The organism is Modestobacter sp. KNN46-3, from assembly GCF_011039295.1.
The window spans coordinates 1-23,173 of sequence record NZ_JAAKGN010000032.1; the positions used below are offsets into that span (position 1 = coordinate 1).

The following is a 23,173-nucleotide window of genomic DNA, read 5'->3' on the forward strand; positions in this document are numbered from 1 at the left end:
GACTGCTCCACGCCGGCTGATGCTCGTGCACGCCCATCCCGACGACGAGACGATCAACAACGGGGCCACGATGGCCCGGTACGTCGCCGAGGGGGTGCACGTCACCCTGCTCACCTGCACGCTGGGGAGGAGGGGGAGGTGCTGGTGCCCGAGCTCGCCCAGCTGGCCGCCGACACGGCCCGCCCAGCAGTGATCAGGTGACCTGATCACTGGCTGTCCCCCCGCACCAGCGTTGGTGCGGGGGGACAGTCAGTGCTGCGGGAGGACGGCAGCTGGCCGCGGTGTGATCTCCCCGGACCGCGACCTCACAACACGGCCTTGACCTCGGCGTAGTGGCAGGCGTTGAGGTGGCCGGCGCCGCGGTCCTCGAGCTTCGGGTCGACGGTCAGGCACAGCTCGCGCTGGCCGTCGGTGAGCTCGTTGGCGAACTTCTGGCAGCGGGTGCGGAACCGGCACCCCGAGGGCGGGTTGGCCGGGCTCGGGACGTCGCCGGTGATGATGATCCGCTGCCGGGCGCGCTCGCGGCGCGGGTCGGGCAGCGGGATCGCCGACAGCAGCGCCTGCGTGTACGGGTGCGCCGGGCGGTTGAACAGCTCCTCCTGGTCGGCGATCTCGATGATCCGCCCCAGGTACATGACCGCGACCCGGTCGGAGATGTGCCGGACCACCGACAGGTCGTGGGCGATGAACAGGTAGCTCAGCCCCAGGCTGCTCTTCAGGTCCTCGAGCAGGTTGATGACGCCGGCCTGGATCGAGACGTCCAGCGCCGACACCGGCTCGTCGAGGACCAGCACCTTGGGCTGCAGGGCCAGTGCACGGGCGATGCCGATGCGCTGCCGCTGCCCGCCGGAGAACTCGGCCGGGTACCGGTTGGTGTGCTCCGGGTTCAGCCCGACGGTCTCCACCAGCTCCTTCACCCGGGAGCGCAGGTCGGCCTCGTCCTTGGTGAGCCCGTGGATGATCATGGGCTCGGCGACGATGTCGAAGACCGGCAGCCGCGGGTTCAACGAGGCGTAGGGGTCCTGGAAGACCAGCTGGATGTCCCGGCGGAGCGGGCGCATCTGCTTGCGGTTCAGCCCGACGATCTCCCGGCCCTCGAAGACCACCGAACCGCCGGTCGCCGGCTGGAGGTTGAGGATGGCGCGCCCGGTCGTGGACTTGCCGCACCCGGACTCACCGACCAGGCCGAGCACCTCACCGGGGTAGAGGTCCAGGTCGACGCCGTCGACGGCACGCACGGCGCCGACGGTCCGCTTGATCAGGCCACCGCCCTTGATCGGGAAGTGCTTCTCCAGGCCGCGCACCGACAGGATCGGCTCGCCGCGGTCGGGCGCGCCGTCGGCAGGCCGCTGGGTGGTGGGGGCGGTCATGCCCGGTCTCCGTTCGTGGGGCGTGGCGGGCCGCTGACGACGCTCTGGGTGCCGGCGTCGCTCAGACCGGCCCGGGGTGCGGTCTGGTCGCCGGGCGGGACGGCGGGGCCGTCGTCGTCCAGGTCGCTCTGGGCGTCGGCGACTCCGGCCGGGGCCGGGGCGCCCGTCAGGGTGGTGTCGGCGGCGGACTCGCTGAAGATGTCGGCGGCCCGCCCGTGGGCGGCGGCGACCTCCTCGGTGCGGATGCAGGCGGCGGTGTGACCGGGGCCGACCTGGAAGCGCTCGGGCTCGGCCTCGTCGCACTCGGCGATGTGCAGCGGGCAGCGGGGCGCGAACGGGCAGCCTGGTGGCATGTTGACCACGGAGGGCGGCGCACCCTGGATGGGGGTGAGCCGCTCACGGGTCGCGGAGTCCAGTCGCGGCAGCGAGCCGAGCAGGCCGAGCGTGTACGGCATCCGGGGCTCGTAGTAGATGTCCTCGACGCTGCCGATCTCCACCGGCCGCCCGGCGTACATGACCAGCACGCGGTCGGCGATCCCGGCCACGACACCCAGGTCGTGGGTGATCATGACCATCGCGGCGCCGGTCTCCTGGAGGGCGGTCTGCAGCACCTCGAGGATCTGCGCCTGGACGGTGACGTCGAGAGCCGTGGTCGGCTCGTCGGCGATGATCACCTCGGGCTGGTTGGCCATGGCGATCGCGATGACCACCCGCTGGCGCATGCCGCCGGAGAACTCGTGCGGGTAGGCGTCCACGCGGTCGCCGGCGTTGGGGATGCCGACCAGCTCCAGCAGCTCGACCGCCCGCGCCTCCGCGGCCTTGGACGACAGCGACTTGTCGTGGATGCGCAGCGTCTCCTCGATCTGCACACCGACCTTGTAGACCGGGTCCAGCGACGTCATCGGGTCCTGGAAGATCATCGAGACGCCCTTGCCGCGGATCCGCGACATGCTGCGGTCGCTCTGCCCGAGCAGCTCCTGACCGCGGTACTTGATCGAGCCGGTGACCCGGGCGGAGCCGGGCAGGAGCCCCATCACCGCCAGCGACGTCACCGACTTGCCGGAGCCGGACTCGCCGACGATGCCGAGCACCTCACCGGAGCGCAGCGAGTAGTCGACGCCGCGGACGGCGTGGACCAGGCCGTCCTCGGTGGGGAACCGGACGTTGAGGTCGGTGACCTCCAGCAGCGGCGCGTTGGGGTCGAAGCCGGGGAGGCTGGTGGTCCGGCCCTGGTTCATGGTGCCCGTGGAGGTGGCACCGGACGTGGTGGGGCCCGTGGTCCCGATCGTGGACATGGAGCTCCTCAGGCCCGCACGCGGCGGTTGCTCGGGTCGAAGGCATCGCGGATCCCGTCGCCGATCAGGTTGATCGACAGCACGATGATCAGCAGGGTGATGCCGGGGAAGTAGAAGAGCCAGGGGCGGGTGCTCGCCGCCTGGACGCCGTCGGACACCAGCCGCCCCAGCGAGGTCTGGTTGGCGCCGTTGACACCGAAGCCCAGGTAGGTCAGCGAGGCCTCGAGGATGATCGCCGTGGCGGCGGCCAGCGTCGTCCAGACGATCAGCGACCCCAGCGCGTTGGGGATCAGGTGCTTGAAGATGATCCGCACGTTCGAGGCGCCCATCGCGTGCGCGGCCTCCACGTACTCCTTCTCGCGCAGGGAGAGGAACTGGCTGCGGACGATCCGGGCGAGGTCGAGCCAGCCGAACAGCCCCAGGATGATCCCGACGCCCAGCGGAGTCCGGGAGCCCGGGAAGTTGCTGGCCACGACGATCAGCACGACCAGCAGCGGCACGGTGAGGATCAGGTCGACCAGCCGCATCAGGAGGCTGTCGACCCACTTGCCGAAGTACCCGGCCAGCGCCCCGACCAGCAGGCCGAGCGGGAGCGCGATCGCCACGAAGAGCAGGACGATGAACAGCGAGCGCTGGACCCCGGTCATGATCCCGGCCATCAGGTCACGGCCGATCGCATCGCTGCCCAGCAGGTAGCCCGCGGTGCCCGGGGGCACCGACTGGAACTCCCTGTCCTGGTCGGCGTAGTCGACTCCGGTGACCAGCGGGCCGAGGAACCCGAAGGCCAGCAGCAGCAGGAAGATGACCAGCCCGGTCATGCCCACCTTGTTGCGCAGGAAGCGGCCGACGATCTGCTGGCGCTGGCTGCGCGCCTTGACGGTGAACTCGCGCTCGACCCCGCCGCCCTCGGGGGTGCCGGGGGTCGCCGGGACCACGGGTCCGGTGGTGGTCTGAGTGGTGGCCATGGGCTCGTTCCTTCTCGCGGGGCCGGGTCAGGACAGCCGGATGCGCGGGTCGAGCACCGCGTACAGGAGGTCGGCGACCAGGTTGAAGACGACGATGAAGACGGCGCTGACCAGCAGCCAGCCCAGCACCACGTTGATGTCCTCCTGGCGGATGCCGTTGCTGATCAGGTACTCGCCCATGCCGTGCCAGACGAAGACCGTCTCGGTGATGACCGCGCCGCCGAACAGCGTGCCGATGCCCAGCGCGACCACCGTGGTCAGCGGGATCAGCGCGTTGCGCAGCCCGTGCTTGACCACGGTGCGGCGGTAGGTGAGCCCCTTGGCCCGGGCCAGGCGGATGTAGTCCGACCCCAGCACGTCCAGCATGGCCGCCCGCTGGAACCGGCTCCACGCGGCGAAGGACAGCGCGGCCAGGCTGACCGTGGGAAGCACCAGGTGCCCGAGCCGGTCGGACCAGAGTTCCCAGCCGGAGGCGTACAGCGACAACCCCGGGGTCTCCTCACCGATCGTGTACAGGAGCTGTTGCCCGAACAGGTCGTTGACGCCGCCGGCGACGTACTCCTTGAGCAGCGCGGCGAACCAGAAGGTCGGCAGGGCGATGAGGATGTACGCGATGAAGGTGAAGGTGTAGTCCGACGCCTTGTACTGCCGCACCGCGCCGATGACCCCCACGATGATCGCCAGCAGGATGGCGATCACGATGGCCCCGATGATCATCCGGCCGGTCACCAGCAGCCGCGGCAAGAGCTGGTCGACGACCGGTGTGCCGTTGATCGTCTCGCCGAAGTCGCCGGTGACCGCCCCGGAGAGCCAGCGCCAGTACCGGACGAAGAAGTTGTCGTTCAGGCCCAGCGTCTCGCGGAGGTTGTTGAAGAACGACTCCGGCGGCCGGGGGTTCTGCGTGTAGTACCTCTCCAGCGGGTCGAAGCTCGCCGCGCACAGCGCGAACACCAGGAACGAGCTGACCAGCAACACGAGGACCGACGCGAGCAGACGTCGGATCGTGAAGAAGAACATGTGGTGACCTTACGCCGAGAGCGGAAGCCGTCCGGTCGAACGACCAGTTCAGCGTGCCTTCACCGGACCCGCGCAGGTCGTGCTGGGTCCGGACGCACCGTGGCCCCCGGGAACGGTCTCCCCGGGGGCCACGGCAGCCGGTGGCCGGCGCCGCCGAGGGCGGCGCCGGTCCGGGTGGTGCGGTCGTGCTCAGGTGGTGCTCAGCCGTGCTGCGTCGTGCTCAGCCGTGCTGGGTGGCGCTGCAGGTCACTCGATCGTCCAGGTCTCCGAGTTCCACAGCGGACCGGCCTCGGTGGGGTTGTCCTGCACACCCTCGATCGAGGACTGGTACGCGATGAAGGTCGGCTTCTGGTAGAGCGGGATGGTGGCCATCTGCTCCCAGAGGAGGGCGTCGATCTGGTTGCCCAGCTCGGCCTGTCGCTCGCGGTCCGGCTCGGTGGCCAGCTCGGCGAAGAGCGCGTCGATCTCGGGGTTGCCGATCCGGCTGTAGTTCTGCTGGATGTTGTCACCCTGCGGGGACCCGTAGATCGACTGTGTCGAGCTGACGAACGGGTTGCCCACCCAGGCGAAGAGCGCCGCCTGGAAGCCGCCACCCTCCAGGGAGGTCGGCTGCTCGGCACCGGCGAAGATGTCCGGGTTGGCGTTGAACGACGCGTTGATCCCGGCCTCGGCCAGCTGCGGGATCATGACCTCGATCGTGGTCTGCCGCAGCGGGTTGTTCTCCGTGGTGTCGATCTGGATGTCCAGCGGCCCGCGCTCGGGGTGGGTGTAGAACCCGTCCGGCCCGGCGGTGTACCCGGCCTGCTCCAGCAGCTGGCGGGCCATCTCGACGTTCTGGCTCTTGACCTCGTCCGGCGCGGTGTCCTGGTACTCCGGCTGGGTGTTCAGCCAGATCCGGTTGTTCAGCACCTGCGCGTCGGAGGAGAACTGCCCGACGGTCTGGTCCACGATCTCCTCGCGGTCCAGGGCCATCGCGAACGCCTGGCGCACCAGCGGGTCCGCGAGGTGCGGGTCCTGGGTGTTGAGGTCGACGTGCTCGAAGGTGAGACCGAAGTTGATCTCGCTCTCGACGTTCGGCTCGAGGGCCTGGACCTGCTCGACGAGGTCGAGCTGCGGCTGCGGGTAGATGACCCCGAGCTCACCGGACGAGAGGCCCTGGACGGCGGTCGTCGGGTCGTTGCCGATGTTCTGGATGATCAACTGCTCGAGGTTCGGCCCGTCGCCCCACCACTCCGGGTTGGGGGTCAGCACGATGACCTGCGCGCCGGCGTCGATGTTCGACACCTGCCACGGACCACCGGAGATGTTCTCCGGGAGGCCCTCCGCGATCGGCCATCCCGCCGTGATCGTCTCGCACACCGCGGCCGGGTCGTCGGCGTCCATGAGGTGGGCCGGCAGGATGTTCTCGAAGAGGCCCTGCCAGTCGGCGTACGGGGTCTCGTAGGTGACGACGACGGTGTTCTCGTCCTCGCCCGCCTCGACCGAGGAGATCAGCTCGTAGCCGGTGGTCGACAGGACCGCGGGGCAGCCCTCGTCGGCCGGGTCACCGCTGCGGTTGGCCCGCCAGGTGAACTCGAAGTCGTCGGCGGTGATCGGCGTGCCGTCGCTCCAGACCGCGTCCGGGTTGATCTCGTAGGTGTTCACCTGCTGACCGTCGGTCTCTTCGAGGGCCGGCTCGCTGGTGAACAGCTCGTCGTTGTACTCGACGGTGAAGTCGGGCTGGACGTGGTAGGCGGAGGGCAGCACCCGGATCAGGACGTTGGCCACCGAGGTGGCGTTGCCCGCGGCGATGTTGGGGTAGAGGTTCTCCGGGAAGTCGGTCGACTCACCGAAGACCACGCGACCCGAGCCGCCGCTGGCCTCGCCGCCACCCTCGCCGTCGTCGCTGCCACCACCACACGCCGAGAGCGCCATCACACCGGTGAGCCCGGTTGCGATGAGCATGGATGTGCGCTTGCTCAACTTCACGTTCGCTTGCCTCCTCGACCCGCAGGAGCGGGGGGAACGATCAGGTCTGACCGACCGGGGATCGCCCGGCGGACTGGGCACCTACATGAACACGCACTGTCATCCAGCTGTCGGGACGCTTTCGGACGAGCGCAACGGCCAGACCCTAGGCAGAGCTGGAAGAGGCCGTCCACGGCCGTCATCATTTTGTGACCTGTGCAAACGACCATCGCTGAGGACCTGGAACATCGTGGCAATACGACGGCCTCGGCCGCAGACTTTCCGGTCGTCGGAAGTGCATCCCGGACAACGTGATCATGGCGCTGTTCTGCCGTGGTCACGCAGCGTGCGCGCCGCTGCCGGCGGCCCCACCCGGGGCCGGAGGGTCACCCGCGGGCGAGGAGGTCGCGGACAGCGGGGAGCAGCGGGCGGTCGGCCGGGATCCAGGCCAGGTCCTCCAGCTCGTCGGGCCCCAGCCAGCGCAGCTCGCTGTGCTCGTGGGCGACCAGCTCACCTGCGGTGATCCGGCCCCCGTACAGGCGCAGGGTCGAGGCGCCCGGCACGCCGCCGGCGACCACGCCGTCCAGCGGCACCTCCCCGAGGAACGCCTCGGGCGCGATCCCGACACCGAGCTCCTCCCGGCACTCCCGGACCAGCGCCGACACCTCGGGCTCCCCGGGCTCGACCTTGCCGCCGGGGAACTCCCACAGCCCGGCCAGCGGCCCCGAGGCCCGCTGGGCGACCAGCACCCGCTGCCGGTCGTCGACCAGCGCGGCACCGACGACCTGGGTGACCTCCTGCGCCCGCCGGGCGGCCGCCGCTGCGTAGGCGTCCAGGTGCGCCTGCATCGCCCGCGCGACCCGGCGCCGCGGCACCAGCCGACCCAGCCACCCCGGCAGCGTGGCCTCCGCGTCGACCTGCTCCTCGACGAGCGTGCCGGCCGCGGTGGCGGTGAAGGAACGGGTGTGGACCAGGGTCCGCCAGCCGCGGCCGGGCGCCACCACGTGCACGTCGCGCCAGGGCCGCTCGGAGACGACCTCCTGCAACGCGTGCGGCCACGGCCGCCCCAGGGACCGGGCGACGTCGAAGGCGACGGCCAGGGGCGCCTCCACCAAGGTGGTGAACCGCAGCTGGAACACGGGGAGCAGCGTCGCAGACACGGCAGGATGGACGTCGTGCGCATCTCCGCCCGGGTCGACTACGCAGTCCGCGCCGCCGTCGAACTGGCCGCCGTGGCACCCGACTCGCTGACCTCCGAGCGGATCGCCCAGGCACAGGGCATCCCGGCCCGCTTCCTGCAGGCCATCCTCGGCGACCTCCAGCACGCCCGGCTGGTGACCAGCCAGCGCGGCCGCGAGGGCGGCTACCGGCTGGCGATGCCGCCGTCGGAGATCTCCGTCGCCCGGGTCATGCGGGTGGAGCAGGGCTTCCTCGCCGAGGTGCACGGGCAGCGCCCCGAGGACGTCGAGTACCCGGGCGCCGCCGGGCCGCTCGCCTCGGTGTGGGTGGCGGCCCGGGAGTCCTACCGCCGGGTGCTGGAGAACGTGACCCTGGCCGACGTCGTCGCCGGCACCATGCCGCCGCACGTGGCCGAGATGATCGAGCTGGACAGTGCATGGCGTTCCTTCGGCGTCCCGGCCGCGGACTGACCGCGAGTGCGGACGGGAACACGAGTCGGCTCGGTGTGGCACGATCGAGCCGTGACGGACTGCGGCGCGCTCCTCGTGGAGCGCCTGCACGTCGACCTGGCGCGGGTCTCCAGCGCCGCGTGTCGCGCCGCGCGCTGACCACGGCCCGCTCCCCCGCAGCCTCCCTGCTGCACCCACACCCGGCCGCGTCGCGCACGCTCGCGTGCCGGCGCAGAGGAGAACGACTGACGTGTCGACCCCCACCCGCAGCAGCAACCGCCCCGTCCGCGGACAGGGTCAGTGGGCGCTGGGCTACCGCGAGCCGCTGAACCCGAACGAGCGGATGAAGAAGGACTCCGACGGGTTGGACGTGCGCCAGCGGATCCTGGACATCTACGCGCACACCGGTTTCGACGGCATCGACCCCGGCGACCTGCGCGGGCGGATGCGCTGGATGGGGCTGTACACCCAGCGTGCCCAGGGCATCCCCGGCGGCAAGACCGCCGTGCTGGAGGCCGAGGAGCTCGAGGACTCCTACTTCATGATGCGGGCCCGCATCGACGGCGGTGCGCTGACCAGTGAGGCGCTGCGCGTCCTCGGCGGGATCAGCACCGAGTTCGGCCGGGACGTCGCCGACGTCACCGACCGCCAGAACGTCCAGTACCACTGGATCCGGATCGAGGACGTGCCGGAGATCTGGCGGCGGCTCGAGTCGGTCGGCCTGAGCACGATGGAGGCCTGCGGGGACGTCCCGCGCGTGATGCTGAACTGCCCGATGGCGGGGATCCTCGCCGACGAGGTGATCGATGCCTCCGAGGTGCTGGCCGAGACGGTCGCGAAGTACCTGGGCGACCCGGCGTTCAGCAACCTGCCGCGCAAGTGGAAGACGTCGATGTCCGGCTGCGTCGACCACTGCACCGAGCCCGAGATCGACGACGTCTCCTTCGTCGGCGTGGTGAACTCCGCCGGCGAGGCCGGTTACGACCTGTGGGTCGGCGGCGGTCTGTCCACCAACCCGATGTTCGCCAAGCGGATCGGCGTCTTCGTCCGCCCCGACCAGGTCACCGACGTCTGGGCCGGCTGCACCTCGATCTTCCGCGACTACGGCTACCGCCGGTCCCGCAACCACGCCCGGATCAAGTTCCTGATGGCCGACTGGGGCCCGGAGAAGTTCCGCCAGGTGCTGCAGGACGAGTACCTGCACGCCGAACTGCCCGACGGCCCGGTCCCGGCCCCGGCGAAGCACGACCAGCGCGACCACGTCGGGGTCAGCAAGCAGAAGGACGGCAACAACGCGCTGGGCTTCGCGCTGCGCACCGGCCGGATCAGCGGCACGCTGCTCACCCGGATCGCCGACCTCGCCGAGGAGTACGGCACCCAGGGCGGGCGCATCCGGACCACGACCCAGCAGAAGCTGGTCATCCTCGACGTCCCCGACGCCCGCGTCGAGGACCTGGTCGCCGCGCTGGCCGAGCACGACCTGCTCGTGCGCCCGAGCGCCTTCCGCCGCGGCACCATGGCCTGCACCGGGCTGGAGTTCTGCAAGCTCGCGATCGTCGAGACCAAGCAGCACGCCCAGGAGCTCTACGCCGAGCTGGAGCGCCGGCTGCCGGAGTTCGACGAGCCGATCGGGATCAACGTCAACGGCTGCCCGAACAGCTGCGCCCGGTTCCAGACGGCCGACATCGGCTTCAAGGGCATGATCGTCCGCAACGCCGCCGGTGAGAGCGTCGAGGGCTTCCAGGTCCACCTGGGCGGCCACCTCGGTGTCGACGCCTCGTTCGGGCGGAAGTTCCGCGGCCACAAGATCACCAAGGAGGAGACCGCGGACTACTGCGAGCGGGTGCTCCGCGGCTACCTCGACCGCCGCGAGCCCGGCGAGCGGTTCGCCGCCTACGTGGCACGGGCCGACGACGAGTGGCTGGTGTGACAGACAGCACGTCCGGAAGGACGCGACAGCTGCCACCGTTCCACTGTCCGTACTGCGGCGAAGAAGACCTCACCCCGCACGGTGACGACGCGACCGGCTGGCACTGCGGTGCCTGCCTGCGCACCTTCACCCTGCGCCTGACCGGAACGGGGGTGCAGCACCCATGACGATCGCGATCACCACGCCGACGCCGGAGCTCGCGGCCGAGGCCGATGCGCGCTTCGAGGGCATCAGCGACCCGGTCGAGCAGGCGCTGGCCGTGCTCACCTGGGCCGGGGAGACGTTCGGCGACTCCTTCGCCATCACCTCCTCGATGGCCGACGGGCTGCTGGCGCACCTGGCCAGCCGCGCCGTCCCCGGCGTGAACGTCGTCTTCCTCGACACGGGCTACCACTTCGCCGAGACGATCGGCACCCGCGACTGGATCACCGGCGTCCTGCCGATCACCCTGCACAACGTCCAGCCGCTGCTGACCGTCGCCGAGCAGGACGCCGAGCACGGGCCGAAGCTCTTCGAGCGCGACCCCGACCTCTGCTGCTCTATGCGCAAGGTGCAGCCGCTGGCGCAGGCGCTGGCCGGTTTCACCGCCTGGGGGTCGGGCGTGCGCCGCGACGAGTCGGCCACCCGGACGGGCACCCGGGTCGTCGACTGGGACGCCAAGCGCGGCATGGTCAAGGTCAACCCGTTGGCCGCCTGGACCCAGGACGACGTCGACCGCTACGTCGCCGAGCACCAGGTGCCGGTCAACCCGCTGTCGGAGATCGGCTACGCCTCGATCGGCTGCGCGCCCTGCACCCGCCCGGTCGCCCCGGGCGAGGACCCGCGCGCCGGCCGCTGGGCCGGCAAGAACAAGGTCGAGTGCGGGTTGCACACCTGATCCTGTCGGACCCGGCGAGCACACTGCCGACATGGCCCGCCGCATCCTGCTGAACCCTGACGAGCTCTCCGACGCCCTGGAGGAGCTGCCCGAGTGGGCGGGGGACGTCCACGGCATCCACCGCCGGGTGAAGGGGATCGACTTCCGCAGCGCAGCCCGGTGCGTGACAGCCCTGGCCGACGTCGCCGAGGAGCTGGACCACCACCCCGACGTCGAGATCAGCTACGGCAACCTCACCGTCCACCTGATCACCCACTCGGTGGACGGCGTCACCGAGCTCGACGTCGAGTTCGCCCGCCGAGCCGATGTGCACCTCGACGACGCGGGCGAGACCGCGTAGGGCGTGACGCACCAGGAGCCCGGCCGCTGTACGGCCGGGCTCCTGCGTCAGCTGGTCAGCTGCCGATCCGACCGCCGTCGGTCCGGAAGACGACCGCCACGCTGGGCCGGGGGAACGGCCGCTCGGCCAACCGGTCCGGCCAGGTGCTGGACGGCGACTCACGCGTCGACCCGGTCGTCTCGCCGGGGTGCTGCACCGACACGAAGACCGAGCGGGAGTCCGGGGTGATCAGCGGCCCGCTGCACTCCGCACCGATCGGCACCGTCAGGAACGCCTTGAGGTGACCGCGCTCCGGTCCGGCCGTCGGTACGGCGAAGAGCCCGTCGTTGGTCCCGGCGTAGGTGCCGACCTCCCGGTTCCGGGTGGAGAGCACGTTCCCGTCGGTGGAGATCCACAGGTTGCCGGACAGGTCGAACTCCAGGTTGTCCGGGCAGGACAGGGCACTGACCTGCGTCTTGTCGTAGCCGGCGAAGTACGTCCCCGGGGTCTCCGGGTCCCCGGCCACGATGAACACCCGCCAGTAGAAGTCGTCCCCGGCGATCCCGTCGGTCTCCAGCCACTCCAGCACGTGGCCGTTGCGGTTGCCGGCCCGCTCCTCGTAGGTGCCGTCCTCGACGTCGAAGGCGAAGGACCGGGACACCGGGTTGGGCTCGTCGGCGACCTCACGCTGGGAGTTGTTGGTCAGCGCCGCGTAGACCCGGCCGTTGACCGGGTTGACCTGGATGTCCTCGGGCCGGTCCATCCGGGTCGGCAGCTGGGACGGGTCGAGGACCACCGGGGCGGCCGGGTCGGGGAAGTCGCCGTTGGCGTCCAGCTCCTTGCCCAGCCGGTCGGCGGCCAGCCGGGTGAAGGTGAGCACCCAGGGCACGGACTTGCCCGGGATCATCGACTGCCCGTCCTTCACCAGCGGGAGCCACTGGCCGGTTCCGTCGAACTCACCGTCGGCGGGCAGCGTCGCGAGTCCGTCGATCTGCTCGGGCGGCGAGTCGCCGGTGAAGCGCGCGACGTAGAGGTCGCCCTCCTCGAGGAGGGTCATGTTGTGCGCCCGCGACGCTCGGTCGATGCCGGGCCGGTAGCGCGCCTTGGACACGAACTTGTAGATGTAGTCGAACCGCTCGTCGTCGCCGGAGTACGCGACCACCCGCCCGTCCTCGGCGATCTGGACGTTGGCCCCCTCGTGCTTGAACCGACCGAGGGCAGTGCGCTTCTTCGGGGTGGACGTGGGGTCGTACGGGTCGAGCTCCACGACGTAGCCGAAGCGATTCGGCTCGTTGGGCTCCTGGGTGAGGTCGAAGCGAGGGTCGATCTCGTCCCAGCGGCGGCCGGGGAGCTCGTCGGTGGAGATGCCGTAACGGGACAACCGGGGCTCCCGCGGGTCCTCCGTGATGACCGTCGACGTCCCGAAGTACTGGTTGAAGTTCTCCTCCCCGTGCAGGGTCGTGCCCCACGGGGTCATCCCGCCGGCGCAGTTGTTCAGCGTCCCGAGGACGTGCCGGCCCGTCGGGTCGGCAGTGGTCTGCACGTACTCCGAACCGGCCACCGGGCCGGTCAGCTCGAAAGTCGTCACCGCCGTGATGCGGCGGTTGCGCTTCCCCCTCCGGTCGGGCTGCCAGTTGCCCGAGTTGCCCTCCCGGCGGAGCTCCACCACCGAGATCCCGTGGGCCATCATCGCGATGCGCTTCTGCGCCTCGGTGGTGGGCGCCTCCTCGTCGGCCACGCCGGCGAACATCAGCTGCTCGTCGGTGTACTCGTGGTTGACCACCAGCAGCGCCCGCCGCCCCTTCCGGTCCAGCGGCAGCAGCCCGATGTAGTCGCAGTTGTAGCCGAACTGCATGGCCTGGGCCTCCGGCGTCTGGTTGTCGACGTCGAAGTCCGGGGCGTCCGGGAGCACCGGGTCGCCCCAGCGCATCACCACGCCGTAGGTGTAGCCGGTGGCGGTGACCAGTTCGTCGAGGAGGTTCTGCTCGACCGGCTCGAACGTGAGCGGCGCGTTGGGCGCCGGCCGCCAGTTCAGCAGGTCCGTCTCATGGGCCCGTGCCGGGGCGGCCTGCAGCGGACCGGCCGCCACGACCAGGGCTCCGGCCCCGGCTGCCTTCAGCATGGTCCGCCGGCTGAACGCGCCCTCGACGACCTCGCCGATGGTCGGGTTGTCCGTCTTGTTCGGCACGGGGGCGTCGCAGGCGTTGCCGCACTTGTAGTAGCACGTCGTGTGGCTGCGGCTGCCGTGCCGGACGGAGTTCAGCAGCGGGAGCAGCAGACGACGGCGGGCGGGGACGATGTCCGTCATGGGAGGGGTCCTCTGGTCGGGTGGACGGTCCGACCCGGACGCTAGGAAGGGCGGCCCACCCAGCCGGTGAACGGCAGCAGAAGCGAGGGTGACCGGTGGGGGCCCCGGCGACGACCGGGCGTGTCGCGCCGAGGCACTCCCGCCGGCGACCCGAGGTGGCCGCCGATCAGCGCGTCGGACCACAGCGACCGTCCGGCCGGCTCCGGGTCGACGTGGGCCGCAGCGGCCTGGGAGTCCAGCGGCCAGAGCGCAGCAGGAGCCCGGCCGCCGTGTGCGGCCGGGCCCCTGCGTCAGCCGGTCAGCTGCCGATCCGACCGCCGTCGGTCCGGAAGACGACCGCCACGCTGGGCCGGGGGAACGGCCGCTCGGCCAACCGGTCCGGCCAGGTGCTGGACGGTGCCTCCCGGGTCGATCCGGGGGTCTCGCCGGGGTGCTGCACCGCGACGAACACGGAGCGGACGTCCGGGGTGATCAGCGGCCCGCTGCACTCCGCACCGATCGGCACCGTCAGGAACGCCTTGAGGTGCCCGCGCTCGGGCCCGGCCGTCGGCACGGCGAAGAGCCCGTCGTTCGTCCCGGCGTACGTGCCGACCTCCCGGTTCCTCGTGGAGAGCACGGTCCCGTCGGTGGAGATCCACAGGTTGCCGGCCGGGTCGAACTCCAGGTTGTCCGGACAGGACAGGGCACTGACCTGGCTCTTGTCGTAGCCGGCGAAGTACGTCCCGGGGGTCTCCGGGTCACCGGCCACAATGAACACCCGCCAGTAGAAGTCGTCCCCGGCGATCCCGTCGGTCTCCAGCCACTCCAGCACGTGGCCGTTCCGGTTGCCGGCCCGCTCCTCGTAGGTGCCGTCCTCGAGGTCGAAGGCGAAGGACCGGGACACCGGGTTGGGCTCGTCGGCGACCTCACGCTGCGAGTTGTTGGTCAGCGCCGCGTAGACGCGACCGTTGACCGGGTTGACCTGGATGTCCTCGGGCCGGTCCATCCGGGTCGGCAGCTGGGACGGGTCGACGACCACGGGTGCGGCCGGGTCGGGGAAGTCGCCGTTGGCGTCCAGCTCCTTGCCCAGCCGGTCGGCGGCCAGCCGGGTGAAGGTGAGCACCCAGGGCACCGACTTGCCCGGGATCATCGACTGCCCGTCCTTCACCAGCGGGAGCCACTGGCCGGTTCCGTCGAACTCACCGTCGGCGGGCAACGTCGCGAGGCCGTCGATCTGCTCGGGCGGCGAGTCGCCGGTGAAGCGTCCGACGTAGAGGTCCCCCTCCTCCAACAGCGTCATGTTGTGCGCGCGCGACGCGCGGTCGAAGCCGGGCCGGTAGCACTTCTTCGACACGAACTTGTAGATGTAGTCGAACCGCTCGTCATCGCCGGAGTAGGCCACCACGCGTCCGTCCTCGGCGATCTGGACGTTGGCCCCCTCGTGCTTGAACCGCCCGAGCGCCGTCCGCTTCTTCGGCGTGGAGGTGGGGTCGTACGGGTCGAGTTCCACGATGTACCCGAAGCGGTTGGGCTCGTTGGGCTCCTGGGTGACGTCGAAGCGGGGATCGACCTGGTCCCACCGGCGGCCGCCGGGCTCCTCCGTGGAGATGCCGTAACGCGACCACCGCGGCTCCCTCGGGTCCTCCGCGAACGGCGTCGACGGCCCGAAGTACTGGTTGAAGTTCTCCTCCCCGTGCAGGGTGGTGCCCCACGGCGTCGTGCCGCCGGCACAGTTGTTCAGTGTCCCGAGGACGTGGCGGCCCGCCGGGTCGGCGTGGGTCTGCACGTACTCCGAACCGGCCACCGGCCCGGTGAGCTCGAAGGTCGTCGCCGGCGTCAGCCGACGGTTGCGCTTCCCCTGCGGGTCCGGTCGCCAGTTGCCCGAGTCCCCGTCCCGGTGCAGCTCCACGACCGAGAGCCCGTGGGCCATCATCGCGATGCGCTTCTGCTGGTCGGTGGTGGGCGCGTCCTCGTCCGCCACGCCCGCGAACATGAGCTGCTCGTTGGTGTACTCGTGGTTGACCACGATCAGCGCCCGGTGCCCGCTCCGGTCCAGGGGCAGCACCCCGATGTAGTCGCAGTTGTAGCCGAACTGCTTCGCCTGGGCCTCCGGCGTCTGGTTGTCGACGTCGAACGCCGGGGCACCCGCTTCCACCGGATCGCCCCAGCGCAGGACGACGGCGTACTCGTAGCCGGTGGCGGTGACGAGCTCGTCGAGGAAGTTCTGCTCGACCGGCTCGAAGGTGAGCGGTGCCTCCGGGTGCGGCTGCCAGCCTCCGCCCGGCCTCTCGGCGGCCAGCGCAGGCGTGGTGCGCAACGGCCCCACCGCCACGACCAGCGCCCCGGCGCCGGCGGCCTTCAGCAGGGTCCGCCGGCTGAACGCAGACTCGACGACCTCGCCGATGGTCGGGTTGACCGACTTGTTCGGCACCGCAGCATCGCAGGCGTTCCCGCACTTGTAGTGGCACGTCGTGTGCGTGCGACTGCCATGGCGGACGGAGTTCAGGAGCGGGAGAAGGAGACGACGACGGGGCGGGGCGATGTCCGTCATGGGGAGTCCTCTGGTCGGCTGGGAAGGTCCGGACCGGGGACGTTAAGTGACTTTGCTCACCTTTCAGGCGAGCGGGAGACGAATGCTCGGCGACCCGCGGGACTCCGGCGGGGCGGCTCGGCGTGTCGTGTCGAACCGTAGCCGGGGGGTAGCTCCGGGCCAGGAGGTCAGACCTCGACGGGGAGGACCAGCAGTCGCAGCAGCCGGTCGGCCTCGGCGTCCGGGTCGGCGGTGAGCCCGGTGTGCACGGCGCTGGGCTGGACGACGGTGCTGCGCGGCGCGGTCAGCCAGCGGAACCGCGACCCCAGCGCCTCCCGCCCGGCGGCGCCCGCCCCGACCGCGGCGGAGCAGACGTCGGCGGCCGCCTGCAGCGCGGCGGTGATCGCCACCGGGTCCGCGGTCGGGTCGAGTGCGCGCAGCCGGTCGACGTCCAGGTGCAGCCGGGAGCCCAGGTAGTCCCGCTGCCGGCAGTAGACGAGCACCCCGGCGTTGAACGACTCCCCACGCTCGACCCGCGGCACCACCCGGAGCACCGCGTACTCGAAGGTGTCCCGGCCGGTCATCGCTGGGTCACGCCCTCCGGCGGGGGCGGCCCGAGCCAGGTCGGCCGGTTCTGCCCCCGCGGCGCGGTCCGTCGTCCCGCCCCTCCCGCCGCAGCGGCCGCGACGACGCCGGGGAGCCAGGCCTCACGAGCGGCCAGGCGCTGCAGCAGCTGGCCGACGTAGCGGGCGCGGACCTCGTCGGCGGGCTCCTCGGCCGTCGGTCCCTCCAGCCACGCATCGGGCACCTGGGCCAGCACCTCGGTGAGCAGCGAGCCGGTGACCTGCGCGGCCAGCGCGGCGTCGGCGGCCAGGACGTCGGGGTCGCACTCCACCAGGGCGTGCTGGGCCGCGTCGTACGCGCGGGAGACGGCGGCGGGCGCCCCCGGCCAGTTGTGGTGGAAGGTCAGCGCGGCACCGTGGTCGATCAGGTGCAGCCGCCCGTGCCAGAAGAGCATGTTCGGGTTGCGCCATGACCGGTCGACGTTGCCGATCAGCGCGTCGAACCAGAGCACCCGCCCGGCCAGCTCCGGGTCGACCTGGGCCGCCCCCGCCTCGAAGTCCAGCGCACCGGGCAGGTAGTCCATGCCGAGGTTGGTCCCGGCGGAGTTGCGCAGCAGCTCCTGGACCTCCTGGTCCGGCTCCCCCACCGCCAGCTCCGGGACGACGTCCACCGTCACCAGCGCGGGCACCGGCAGGGAGAGCCGGCGGGCCAGCTCCGCACAGACCACCTCGGCGGCCAGCACCTTCACGCCCTGCCCGGCGGCCCGCCACTTCACCACGTAGGTGCCGAGGTCGTCGGCCTCCATGAGCCCCGGCAGCGAGCCACCCTCGCGCAGCGGGGTGACGTAACGGGTGGCGGAGACGGCGGGGAGCACAGTGTTGCGCACCCTACCGGCGGGCCGGGGCACGGCTGGGGACACTGACGACGTGGGACTCCTCCGCCGCACGACGCTGCTGCAGCTGGCCGACGCGCCGTTCACCTACCCCGAGGTCGGGGCCACGCAGGACCCGACGCTGCCCGCCGGCTACCACCACGTCGAGCGGTCCGCCGTCGTCGGCTCCGGCCGGGCGGAGTTCGACCGGGCCGCGGCCGCGGTGTTCCGCTGGGCCGCCCAGCGCGGCGCGGGCCTGCGGGTCCTGGCCGACGGGCCGGCCAGCACCCCGGGCACGGTCGTGCTGATGACCGCGGGGCTGCGCCGGCTGGGGCTGGACGTCCCCTGCCGGGTGGTGTGGGCGGTCGACGAGCCCCGGCGACGCGGGTTCGGCTACGGCACGCTGCCCGGGCACCCGGAGAGCGGCGAGGAGTCCTTCGTCGTCACGCTGGAGCCCGGTGGCGACGTCGTGTACACGCTGCGGGCGTTCTCCCGGCTGGCGACGCCGCTGGCTCGGCTGGGCGCTCCGGTCAGCCGGCGGGCGCAGCGGCTGGCCCTGGACCGCTACGTGGTGGCGATCCGCCGAGCCGCCCGACAGGGCTGACCTAGGCCCCTGCCTTCGCCCGCTCCTCTTTGATCATGTCCTTGCTGCGGACCAGCCGCAGCAGGGTGACCACGAACAGCCCACCGGCCATGTTCAGCAGGACCGTGTACCAGAGCCAGGCCAGCCAGTCGCCGTAGCCGAACGGCGCCCCGGCGTGCAGTGCGGCGAAGATGATCAGCGAGTCCAGGATCGAGTGGAACAGCTGCAGCCCGGCCAGCACGAAGGCGCCACCGATCGCAGCCACGATCTTGGCGGGGTCGGACTCGGTGCCGTGCTGCATCCGGGTCATCAACGTGATGGCGATCCCGGCCAGGAAGGCCAGCGACGCCGACTGCAGGTCGAGCGGCGACTCCACGAAGTGGACGGCGCTCTCGATCGCGGTGGCCCGCAGGTCCGGGAAGGCCCGGACGACCAGCCACATGAACAGCCAGCCGCCCAGCAGGTTGGCCACCAGGGTGCCGCCCCACAGCTTGCCCAGCTGCGCGAAGCTGGCCCGACCGGCAGCCACGGCGGTCACCGGGACGAGGAAGCCCTCGGTGAACAGCTCGCTGCGGGCCAGCAGCAGGGCGATGAAGCCCACCGAGAAGGCCAGCCCGGCGAGCAGGTGGCTGCCCGTCTCGGCGTAGACGGCGAAGAGCAGCAGCACCCCGGTGCCGACCTCGAGCCCGCCGGCGAACCCGGTGGTGAGCACCTCGCGCCAGTTCCGGTGCAGTCGCTGCGCCCCGTCGCTGACGATGGCGTCGAAGGCCTCCTGCAGCTCGTCCTCGGTGGCGCCGTCGGCGTCGCCGAGCTCCTCACGCGCCGAGTCGGTGTCGCCGAACTCCTCGTTCGAGGGGTTGGTCTCCCCGAGGTCCTCACGGGTGGTGCCCACGGTGCTCTCCTGCCACGACGGCCGGGCAGTCGGGCGCCACGGTCCTGCGCCGGGCTACCCGCTGCCGGGCCGACCACACCCGACACCGACCACGTCACACGTCGTCGGGCGCCGTTTCCCCACCGCCGAGGACCGGGTAGCGGACCCCGACCCGTTCTCCGAGCACAGGAGCTCCCGCAGGCCCCCGAAGCGCCAGCCCGACCACTCCCGCCCCGGCCACCGTGAGCGCCACCGGCGTGGTCCACGAAGGCCCCGAGAAGGGGCGGGACCCCCGCGCCCAGGCCGGCGAGTTCCTCACCACGCCCAACGGCGTGCGCATCCCGGACACCGACCACTCGCTGAAGGCGGGACGCCGCGGGCCGGTGCTGCTGGAGGACTTCCACCTCCGCGAGAAGATCATGCACTTCGACCACGAGCGGATCCCGGAGCGCGTGGTGCACGCCCGCGGCGCCGGGGCGCACGGCGTCTTCACCGCCTACGGCAACGCGGCCGGGGTGACCCGGGCGGCGGTGCGGGCGGAGGAGGGCCTGGAGACGCCGGTGTTCGTCCGGTTCTCCACGGTGCTGGGCACGCGCGGCTCGGCCGACACCGTGCGCGACACCCGCCGCTTCGCGACGAAGTCCTACACGAAGGAAGGCACCTGGGACCTGGTCGGCGACAACATGCCAGTCTTCTTCATCCAGGACGCGATCAAGTTCTCGGACATCATCCACGCCGGGAAGCCGCATCCGGACCGGGAGATCCCGCCGGCACAGTCGGCGCACGACACGTTCTGGGACTTCGTCACGCTGCACACCTGGGCCGAACGAGGCGTTCGGGCAGCTCCGTATCCGTGGACAGCCCCTTGTGCTCGTTCACGGCTGGAACCCAACCGCCGGTAGTGACGACCCGTCTGCGTCGCACTGACACTCTGCGATGCCCCTACGGTGACGGTGTGATGCCAGCCGTCCTACGCCGGACCAGGAGGTGGGCCCGGTGAAGGCTGAGCGGCCTCGCGGGACCCTAGAGGTCAGCCACCCGGTGTTTGCCTGGATGTACGCACGCACCGCGGCTGCGATGGAGCGCCACGGCGCCGCCAAGCACCGACAGCGCCTGCTCGCCGACATCTCCGGGCGCGTTCTGGAGGTCGGGGCGGGGTCCGGCGCGAACTTTCCGCACTACCCGCCGGCGGTGACCGAGCTGGTCGCCGTCGAGCCCGAACCACGCCTGCGCGCCCTGGCCGAGGCCGCTACCTCCGGTGCGGCGGTACCGATCACCGTGGTCGACGGGGTCGCCGATCGGCTCCCGTCGCCGGATGGCGCATTCGACGCTGCAGTCAGCTCACTGGTCCTGTGCAGCGTGCCGGACCAGGCCACAGCGCTCGGTGAACTGCGGCGGGTGCTGCGGCCGGGTGGCCGGCTGTTCTTCTGGGAGCACGTGCGCGCCAGCGGGCGCGCCGCGGCGCAGGCGCAGCGCGCACTGGACGCCACGGTCTGGCCGATCCTCGGCGGAGGCTGCCACACCGCCCGCGACACAGCCGCGACGATCGAGCAGGCCGGGTTCACCATCGAACGCATCGAGCACTTCGCCTTCCCCGACGCCCGCATCCCGCTCCCGACGAAGCCGCAGATCCTGGGGACAGCGACCCACACCTGACCGCGCCACGTGCACGGCGCGCGCAACGACGCCGGCCGCGCGGCCTACATGCGTGGCCAGCGCCCCCTGGTCCGCAGCTGGGGGTCAGGAGGTGCGGCCGGGGGCTGCGGGGGTGACCCCGACCGTCGGCGCGGGCACACACCCGCCAGCGACTACGATGCTCGGTAGTAGTGTGGGGCCGGCGCTCATCCCGGTCAGCAAGCTCAGGAGGTCTGGTGCGCACAGTGTCAGGTCGCGCCGCAATCGGCGTGGTCGTGGTGACAGCCGGGCTGGTGTTGGCCGGCTGCGGCGAGGAGACCTCGCAGGGCGATGCCGTCTCCGGGGCCGGGGTGACCATCAGCGGTGCTGAGGTGACCGTCAGCGGTGCCGAGGACGGCTTCCACGGCACGCGGCTGGACCCGGCACCACCGCGCCCGGAGCTGGTGCTGCCCACGACCGGCGGGGAGCTGTTCGACCTCGGCGACCGGCCGGCCGACGAGGTCACGGTGCTGTTCTTCGGCTACACCCACTGCCCGGACCTGTGCCCGACGACGATGGCCGACCTCGCCCTCGCCCGGGACATGCTGGCGCCGGAGGTCCGTGACCGGGTGCAGGTGGTGTTCGTGACCGAAGACCCGGCCCGGGACACCCCGCAGCTGCTGAGCGAGTGGCTGGGCCGCTTCGATCCGGCGTTCACCGGGCTCATTGGCGGCACCGAGGCCACCGCCACCGTGCTGACCGAGCTGCACCTGCCTGAGAGCGCTGAAATCGCCGACCCGTCGACGGCGATCGTCCACCCCCACGACGTCGAGGACGGCAATGCGGAGGAGGCGCACGAGGCGGAGGAGGTGCACGAAGCAGAGGAGGCGCACGAGCCAGACGGGCACACGCACGGCGACTACGGCGTCGACCACGCCGGCACCGTGTACGTCTGGGGCCCCGGCGGTCAGGCAGTCATCTACACCGGCGGAACGACGCCGGGCCAGTACGCCGAGGACCTCAGCCGCCTGGCCGCCGCCGGCTGACCCCGCCCGGGCGCCAACCGAGTCAACCGGCGCCGGCGATGTGGAGGCTCCCGCCGGGAACGGTCAGCCCTCGGCGAGGTCTCGCTGCGTGCGCAGGTACTCCTCACGGTCGATCTCGCCGGCGGCATAGCGCCGACGGAGCAGCTCCTGGGCGCCGGGAGCCGCATCCGAGGGCCCGGACGTGCCGCGGGTCTGCTCGTCCCGATCCCGGCCGAGTCGGCGGGCCAACCAGACTCCACCCAGCGCCGCCAGGACGAGTACGGCGAGCCCGAGCAAGGCCCACAGCAGCATCCAGCCGCCCATCATCGTGCCCATCATCGTGCCGCCGTCGCCCATCGGTTGTCCTTCCCTCGGGCCGCCGGGAGCTCGCTGCGAGCGCCCGGCGGCAGATGTTCGGTGACCACTGGCCCCTGGTGCGGATCAGGCCTAATCGGCGTCGGCGTGCATCCGCTCGCACATCTGCGCCATGCCGGGATTCTCGGCCTGCATCAGCTCGTGCATCCGCGCCATGCCGGGGTTCCCCTGCTCCATCAGCTCGTGCATCTGCGCCATCCCTGGGCCCTGCGACTGCCCGCCGCTGCCCGGGTGCGCCTGGGCGACCCCGGCGGGGACGGCGACTCCTCCGGCGACCAGCACGGCTACCACCAGCGACCTGACCATGATCCACTCCTTCGCTTGCGTCGACCTGTCAAACTACTACCTTCCATAGTACCTCGGTCGGGACGGCAGCGCGGGTGCACGGCAGCATCGGCGGACGTGCGTTCAGTCAGGTCGTCGTCGTTCTCAGCGGTGTCGTGCTGCGACCTCGCTACCCCGTGACCGATCACGCCCGGCCGCAGGTGGCCCTGGCCACCTGCGGCCGGGCGTGATCGGTGGTGCGACTGCAGACGCGAGCCAGGAGGCCCTGCTGGAGGCCCCCCTGCTCGACGCCCGGAGGGCCGGCGTCAGCCCAGGGAGCTGATGAGGTCGCGGCAGGCGGCCTCGCAGCGACGGCAGGCCTCGGCGCAGACCCGGCAGTGCTCGTGCATCTCGGCGTGCTCGCTGCAGTTGTCCCCACACGCCTTGCAGGCGGCGGCACACGCCTCGAGGACCGCGCGGGTCAGGTTGGCGTCGTAGCCGGTGTGCCGGGACAGCACCCGCCCGGTCGTTGCGCAGACGTCGGCACAGTCGAGGTTGGTGCGGATGCACTTGGTCAGCTCGACGACCATGTCCTCGGACAGGCAGGCGTCGGCGCAGGCGGTGCACGCCTGGGCGCACTCGAAGCACGCCTCGATGCACTCCAGCAGCTTCTGCTTGTCCACCCCACCGAGGTCCTTCGGGTACGTGTCGAGCATCTGGGCGGCCACGGTCATGGGAACTCCTGGGTCTTGCGCGGCGCCGGCCGGCTCACGCCGCCGGCCGGGACTGACGCCGATGGCGTCGGCATACCCGTGCAGTCGTACGGAGAACAGCAGTTCGA

23 protein-coding genes are annotated in these 23,173 nt (G+C 71.4%); 9 read left to right on the forward strand and 14 right to left on the reverse strand.

Annotated elements, in window-relative coordinates; translation table 11 throughout:
• A partial coding sequence (locus G5C62_RS09535; protein WP_241175805.1) for a PIG-L family deacetylase occupies nt 1–193 on the forward strand: 193 nt, incomplete at its 5' end.
• Between the two features lie 112 nt (nt 194–305).
• Here the strand turns inward: G5C62_RS09535 and G5C62_RS09540 are convergent.
• The 6 genes from G5C62_RS09540 to G5C62_RS09565 all read right to left on the reverse strand — a co-directional run bounded on the left by G5C62_RS09540 (nt 306) and on the right by G5C62_RS09565 (nt 7,733).
• Nucleotides 306–1,370 (reverse strand): ABC transporter ATP-binding protein, encoded by a 1,065-nt coding sequence (locus G5C62_RS09540; RefSeq protein ID WP_052091377.1) that lies wholly within the window; start codon nt 1,368–1,370, stop codon nt 306–308.
• A complete protein-coding gene (locus tag G5C62_RS09545) occupies nt 1,367–2,665 on the reverse strand; it encodes an ABC transporter ATP-binding protein (protein WP_206330556.1) in 1,299 nt (432 codons plus the stop codon). The genes G5C62_RS09540 and G5C62_RS09545 overlap by 4 nt, the downstream gene beginning before the upstream one ends.
• A gap of 8 nt (nt 2,666–2,673) precedes the next feature.
• Complete coding sequence (locus tag G5C62_RS09550) at nt 2,674–3,630, reverse strand: ABC transporter permease (protein WP_164700796.1); 957 nt, start codon at nt 3,628–3,630, stop codon at nt 2,674–2,676.
• Nucleotides 3,631–3,657: 27 nt separating this feature from the next.
• Nucleotides 3,658–4,647 (reverse strand): ABC transporter permease, encoded by a 990-nt coding sequence (locus G5C62_RS09555; protein WP_164700797.1) that lies wholly within the window; start codon nt 4,645–4,647, stop codon nt 3,658–3,660.
• Between the two features lie 246 nt (nt 4,648–4,893).
• On the reverse strand, nt 4,894–6,615 hold the full coding sequence (locus G5C62_RS09560) for an ABC transporter family substrate-binding protein (RefSeq protein WP_164700798.1): 1,722 nt from the start codon (nt 6,613–6,615) through the stop codon (nt 4,894–4,896).
• 365 nt (nt 6,616–6,980) lie between these two features.
• Nucleotides 6,981–7,733, reverse strand: a complete 753-nt coding sequence (locus tag G5C62_RS09565; protein ID WP_164700817.1) for an NUDIX domain-containing protein — start codon at nt 7,731–7,733, stop codon at nt 6,981–6,983.
• A 27-nt stretch (nt 7,734–7,760) separates the two neighbouring features.
• Here G5C62_RS09565 and G5C62_RS09570 point away from each other — a divergent pair, with 27 nt between their 5' ends.
• The 4 genes from G5C62_RS09570 to G5C62_RS09585 all read left to right on the forward strand — a co-directional run bounded on the left by G5C62_RS09570 (nt 7,761) and on the right by G5C62_RS09585 (nt 11,369).
• On the forward strand, nt 7,761–8,243 hold the full coding sequence (locus G5C62_RS09570) for an Rrf2 family transcriptional regulator (RefSeq protein ID WP_231558426.1): 483 nt from the start codon (nt 7,761–7,763) through the stop codon (nt 8,241–8,243).
• Nucleotides 8,244–8,472: 229 nt separating this feature from the next.
• On the forward strand, nt 8,473–10,152 hold the full coding sequence (locus tag G5C62_RS09575) for a nitrite/sulfite reductase (protein WP_206330557.1): 1,680 nt from the start codon (nt 8,473–8,475) through the stop codon (nt 10,150–10,152).
• 163 nt (nt 10,153–10,315) lie between these two features.
• Nucleotides 10,316–11,029 carry a phosphoadenylyl-sulfate reductase gene (locus G5C62_RS09580; protein WP_036337460.1) on the forward strand — a complete coding sequence of 238 codons (714 nt, stop codon included), beginning with the start codon at nt 10,316–10,318 and terminating at the stop codon, nt 11,027–11,029.
• 31 nt (nt 11,030–11,060) lie between these two features.
• On the forward strand, nt 11,061–11,369 hold the full coding sequence (locus tag G5C62_RS09585; RefSeq protein ID WP_036337459.1) for a 4a-hydroxytetrahydrobiopterin dehydratase: 309 nt from the start codon (nt 11,061–11,063) through the stop codon (nt 11,367–11,369).
• Between the two features lie 55 nt (nt 11,370–11,424).
• Here G5C62_RS09585 and G5C62_RS09590 read toward each other — a convergent pair whose 3' ends face one another.
• From G5C62_RS09590 to G5C62_RS09605, 4 genes are all read right to left on the reverse strand, one after another.
• The gene (locus G5C62_RS09590) at nt 11,425–13,656 is read right to left on the reverse strand and encodes a PhoX family phosphatase (RefSeq protein ID WP_164700800.1); all 2,232 of its coding nucleotides are present in this window, start codon (nt 13,654–13,656) and stop codon (nt 11,425–11,427) included.
• Nucleotides 13,657–13,954: 298 nt separating this feature from the next.
• Nucleotides 13,955–16,066 (reverse strand): PhoX family phosphatase, encoded by a 2,112-nt coding sequence (locus G5C62_RS09595; protein ID WP_241175806.1) that lies wholly within the window; start codon nt 16,064–16,066, stop codon nt 13,955–13,957.
• A 287-nt stretch (nt 16,067–16,353) separates the two neighbouring features.
• Entirely contained in the window at nt 16,354–16,749 is a 396-nt protein-coding gene (locus G5C62_RS09600) for a DUF3037 domain-containing protein (protein WP_036337455.1), read from the reverse strand.
• Nucleotides 16,746–17,615, reverse strand: coding sequence for a HipA family kinase (locus G5C62_RS09605; RefSeq protein ID WP_231558424.1), 870 nt, complete (start codon nt 17,613–17,615; stop codon nt 16,746–16,748). Before G5C62_RS09605 ends, G5C62_RS09600 begins: the two co-directional genes overlap by 4 nt.
• Nucleotides 17,616–17,655: 40 nt before the next feature.
• On the opposite strand from G5C62_RS09605, the gene G5C62_RS09610 reads away from it, so the two are divergent.
• Nucleotides 17,656–18,204: a DUF1990 family protein gene (locus G5C62_RS09610; RefSeq protein ID WP_081975472.1), complete on the forward strand. Its 549-nt coding sequence runs from the start codon at nt 17,656–17,658 to the stop codon at nt 18,202–18,204.
• A gap of 1 nt (nt 18,205) precedes the next feature.
• On the opposite strand, the gene G5C62_RS09615 is transcribed toward G5C62_RS09610, so the two are convergent.
• Nucleotides 18,206–19,075, reverse strand: a complete 870-nt coding sequence (locus G5C62_RS09615; RefSeq protein ID WP_052091375.1) for a formate/nitrite transporter family protein — start codon at nt 19,073–19,075, stop codon at nt 18,206–18,208.
• Between the two features lie 221 nt (nt 19,076–19,296).
• Between G5C62_RS09615 and G5C62_RS09620 the strand changes: the two genes are divergently transcribed.
• The 3 genes from G5C62_RS09620 to G5C62_RS09630 all read left to right on the forward strand — a co-directional run bounded on the left by G5C62_RS09620 (nt 19,297) and on the right by G5C62_RS09630 (nt 21,714).
• Nucleotides 19,297–19,956: a catalase gene (locus G5C62_RS09620; RefSeq protein WP_277424767.1), complete on the forward strand. Its 660-nt coding sequence runs from the start codon at nt 19,297–19,299 to the stop codon at nt 19,954–19,956.
• 151 nt (nt 19,957–20,107) lie between these two features.
• Nucleotides 20,108–20,710 (forward strand): class I SAM-dependent methyltransferase, encoded by a 603-nt coding sequence (locus tag G5C62_RS09625; protein WP_164700802.1) that lies wholly within the window; start codon nt 20,108–20,110, stop codon nt 20,708–20,710.
• A 215-nt stretch (nt 20,711–20,925) separates the two neighbouring features.
• The gene (locus G5C62_RS09630; RefSeq protein ID WP_206330558.1) at nt 20,926–21,714 is read left to right on the forward strand and encodes an SCO family protein; all 789 of its coding nucleotides are present in this window, start codon (nt 20,926–20,928) and stop codon (nt 21,712–21,714) included.
• Between the two features lie 63 nt (nt 21,715–21,777).
• Here the strand turns inward: G5C62_RS09630 and G5C62_RS09635 are convergent, their stop codons facing one another.
• From G5C62_RS09635 to G5C62_RS09645, 3 genes are all read right to left on the reverse strand, one after another.
• Nucleotides 21,778–22,050 carry a hypothetical protein gene (locus G5C62_RS09635; protein WP_036337449.1) on the reverse strand — a complete coding sequence of 91 codons (273 nt, stop codon included), beginning with the start codon at nt 22,048–22,050 and terminating at the stop codon, nt 21,778–21,780.
• 90 nt (nt 22,051–22,140) lie between these two features.
• A complete protein-coding gene (locus G5C62_RS09640) occupies nt 22,141–22,374 on the reverse strand; it encodes a hypothetical protein (RefSeq protein WP_164700803.1) in 234 nt (77 codons plus the stop codon).
• Nucleotides 22,375–22,658: 284 nt separating this feature from the next.
• The gene (locus G5C62_RS09645) at nt 22,659–23,066 is read right to left on the reverse strand and encodes a four-helix bundle copper-binding protein (protein WP_036337447.1); all 408 of its coding nucleotides are present in this window, start codon (nt 23,064–23,066) and stop codon (nt 22,659–22,661) included.
• Nucleotides 23,067–23,173: the final 107 nt, after the last annotated feature.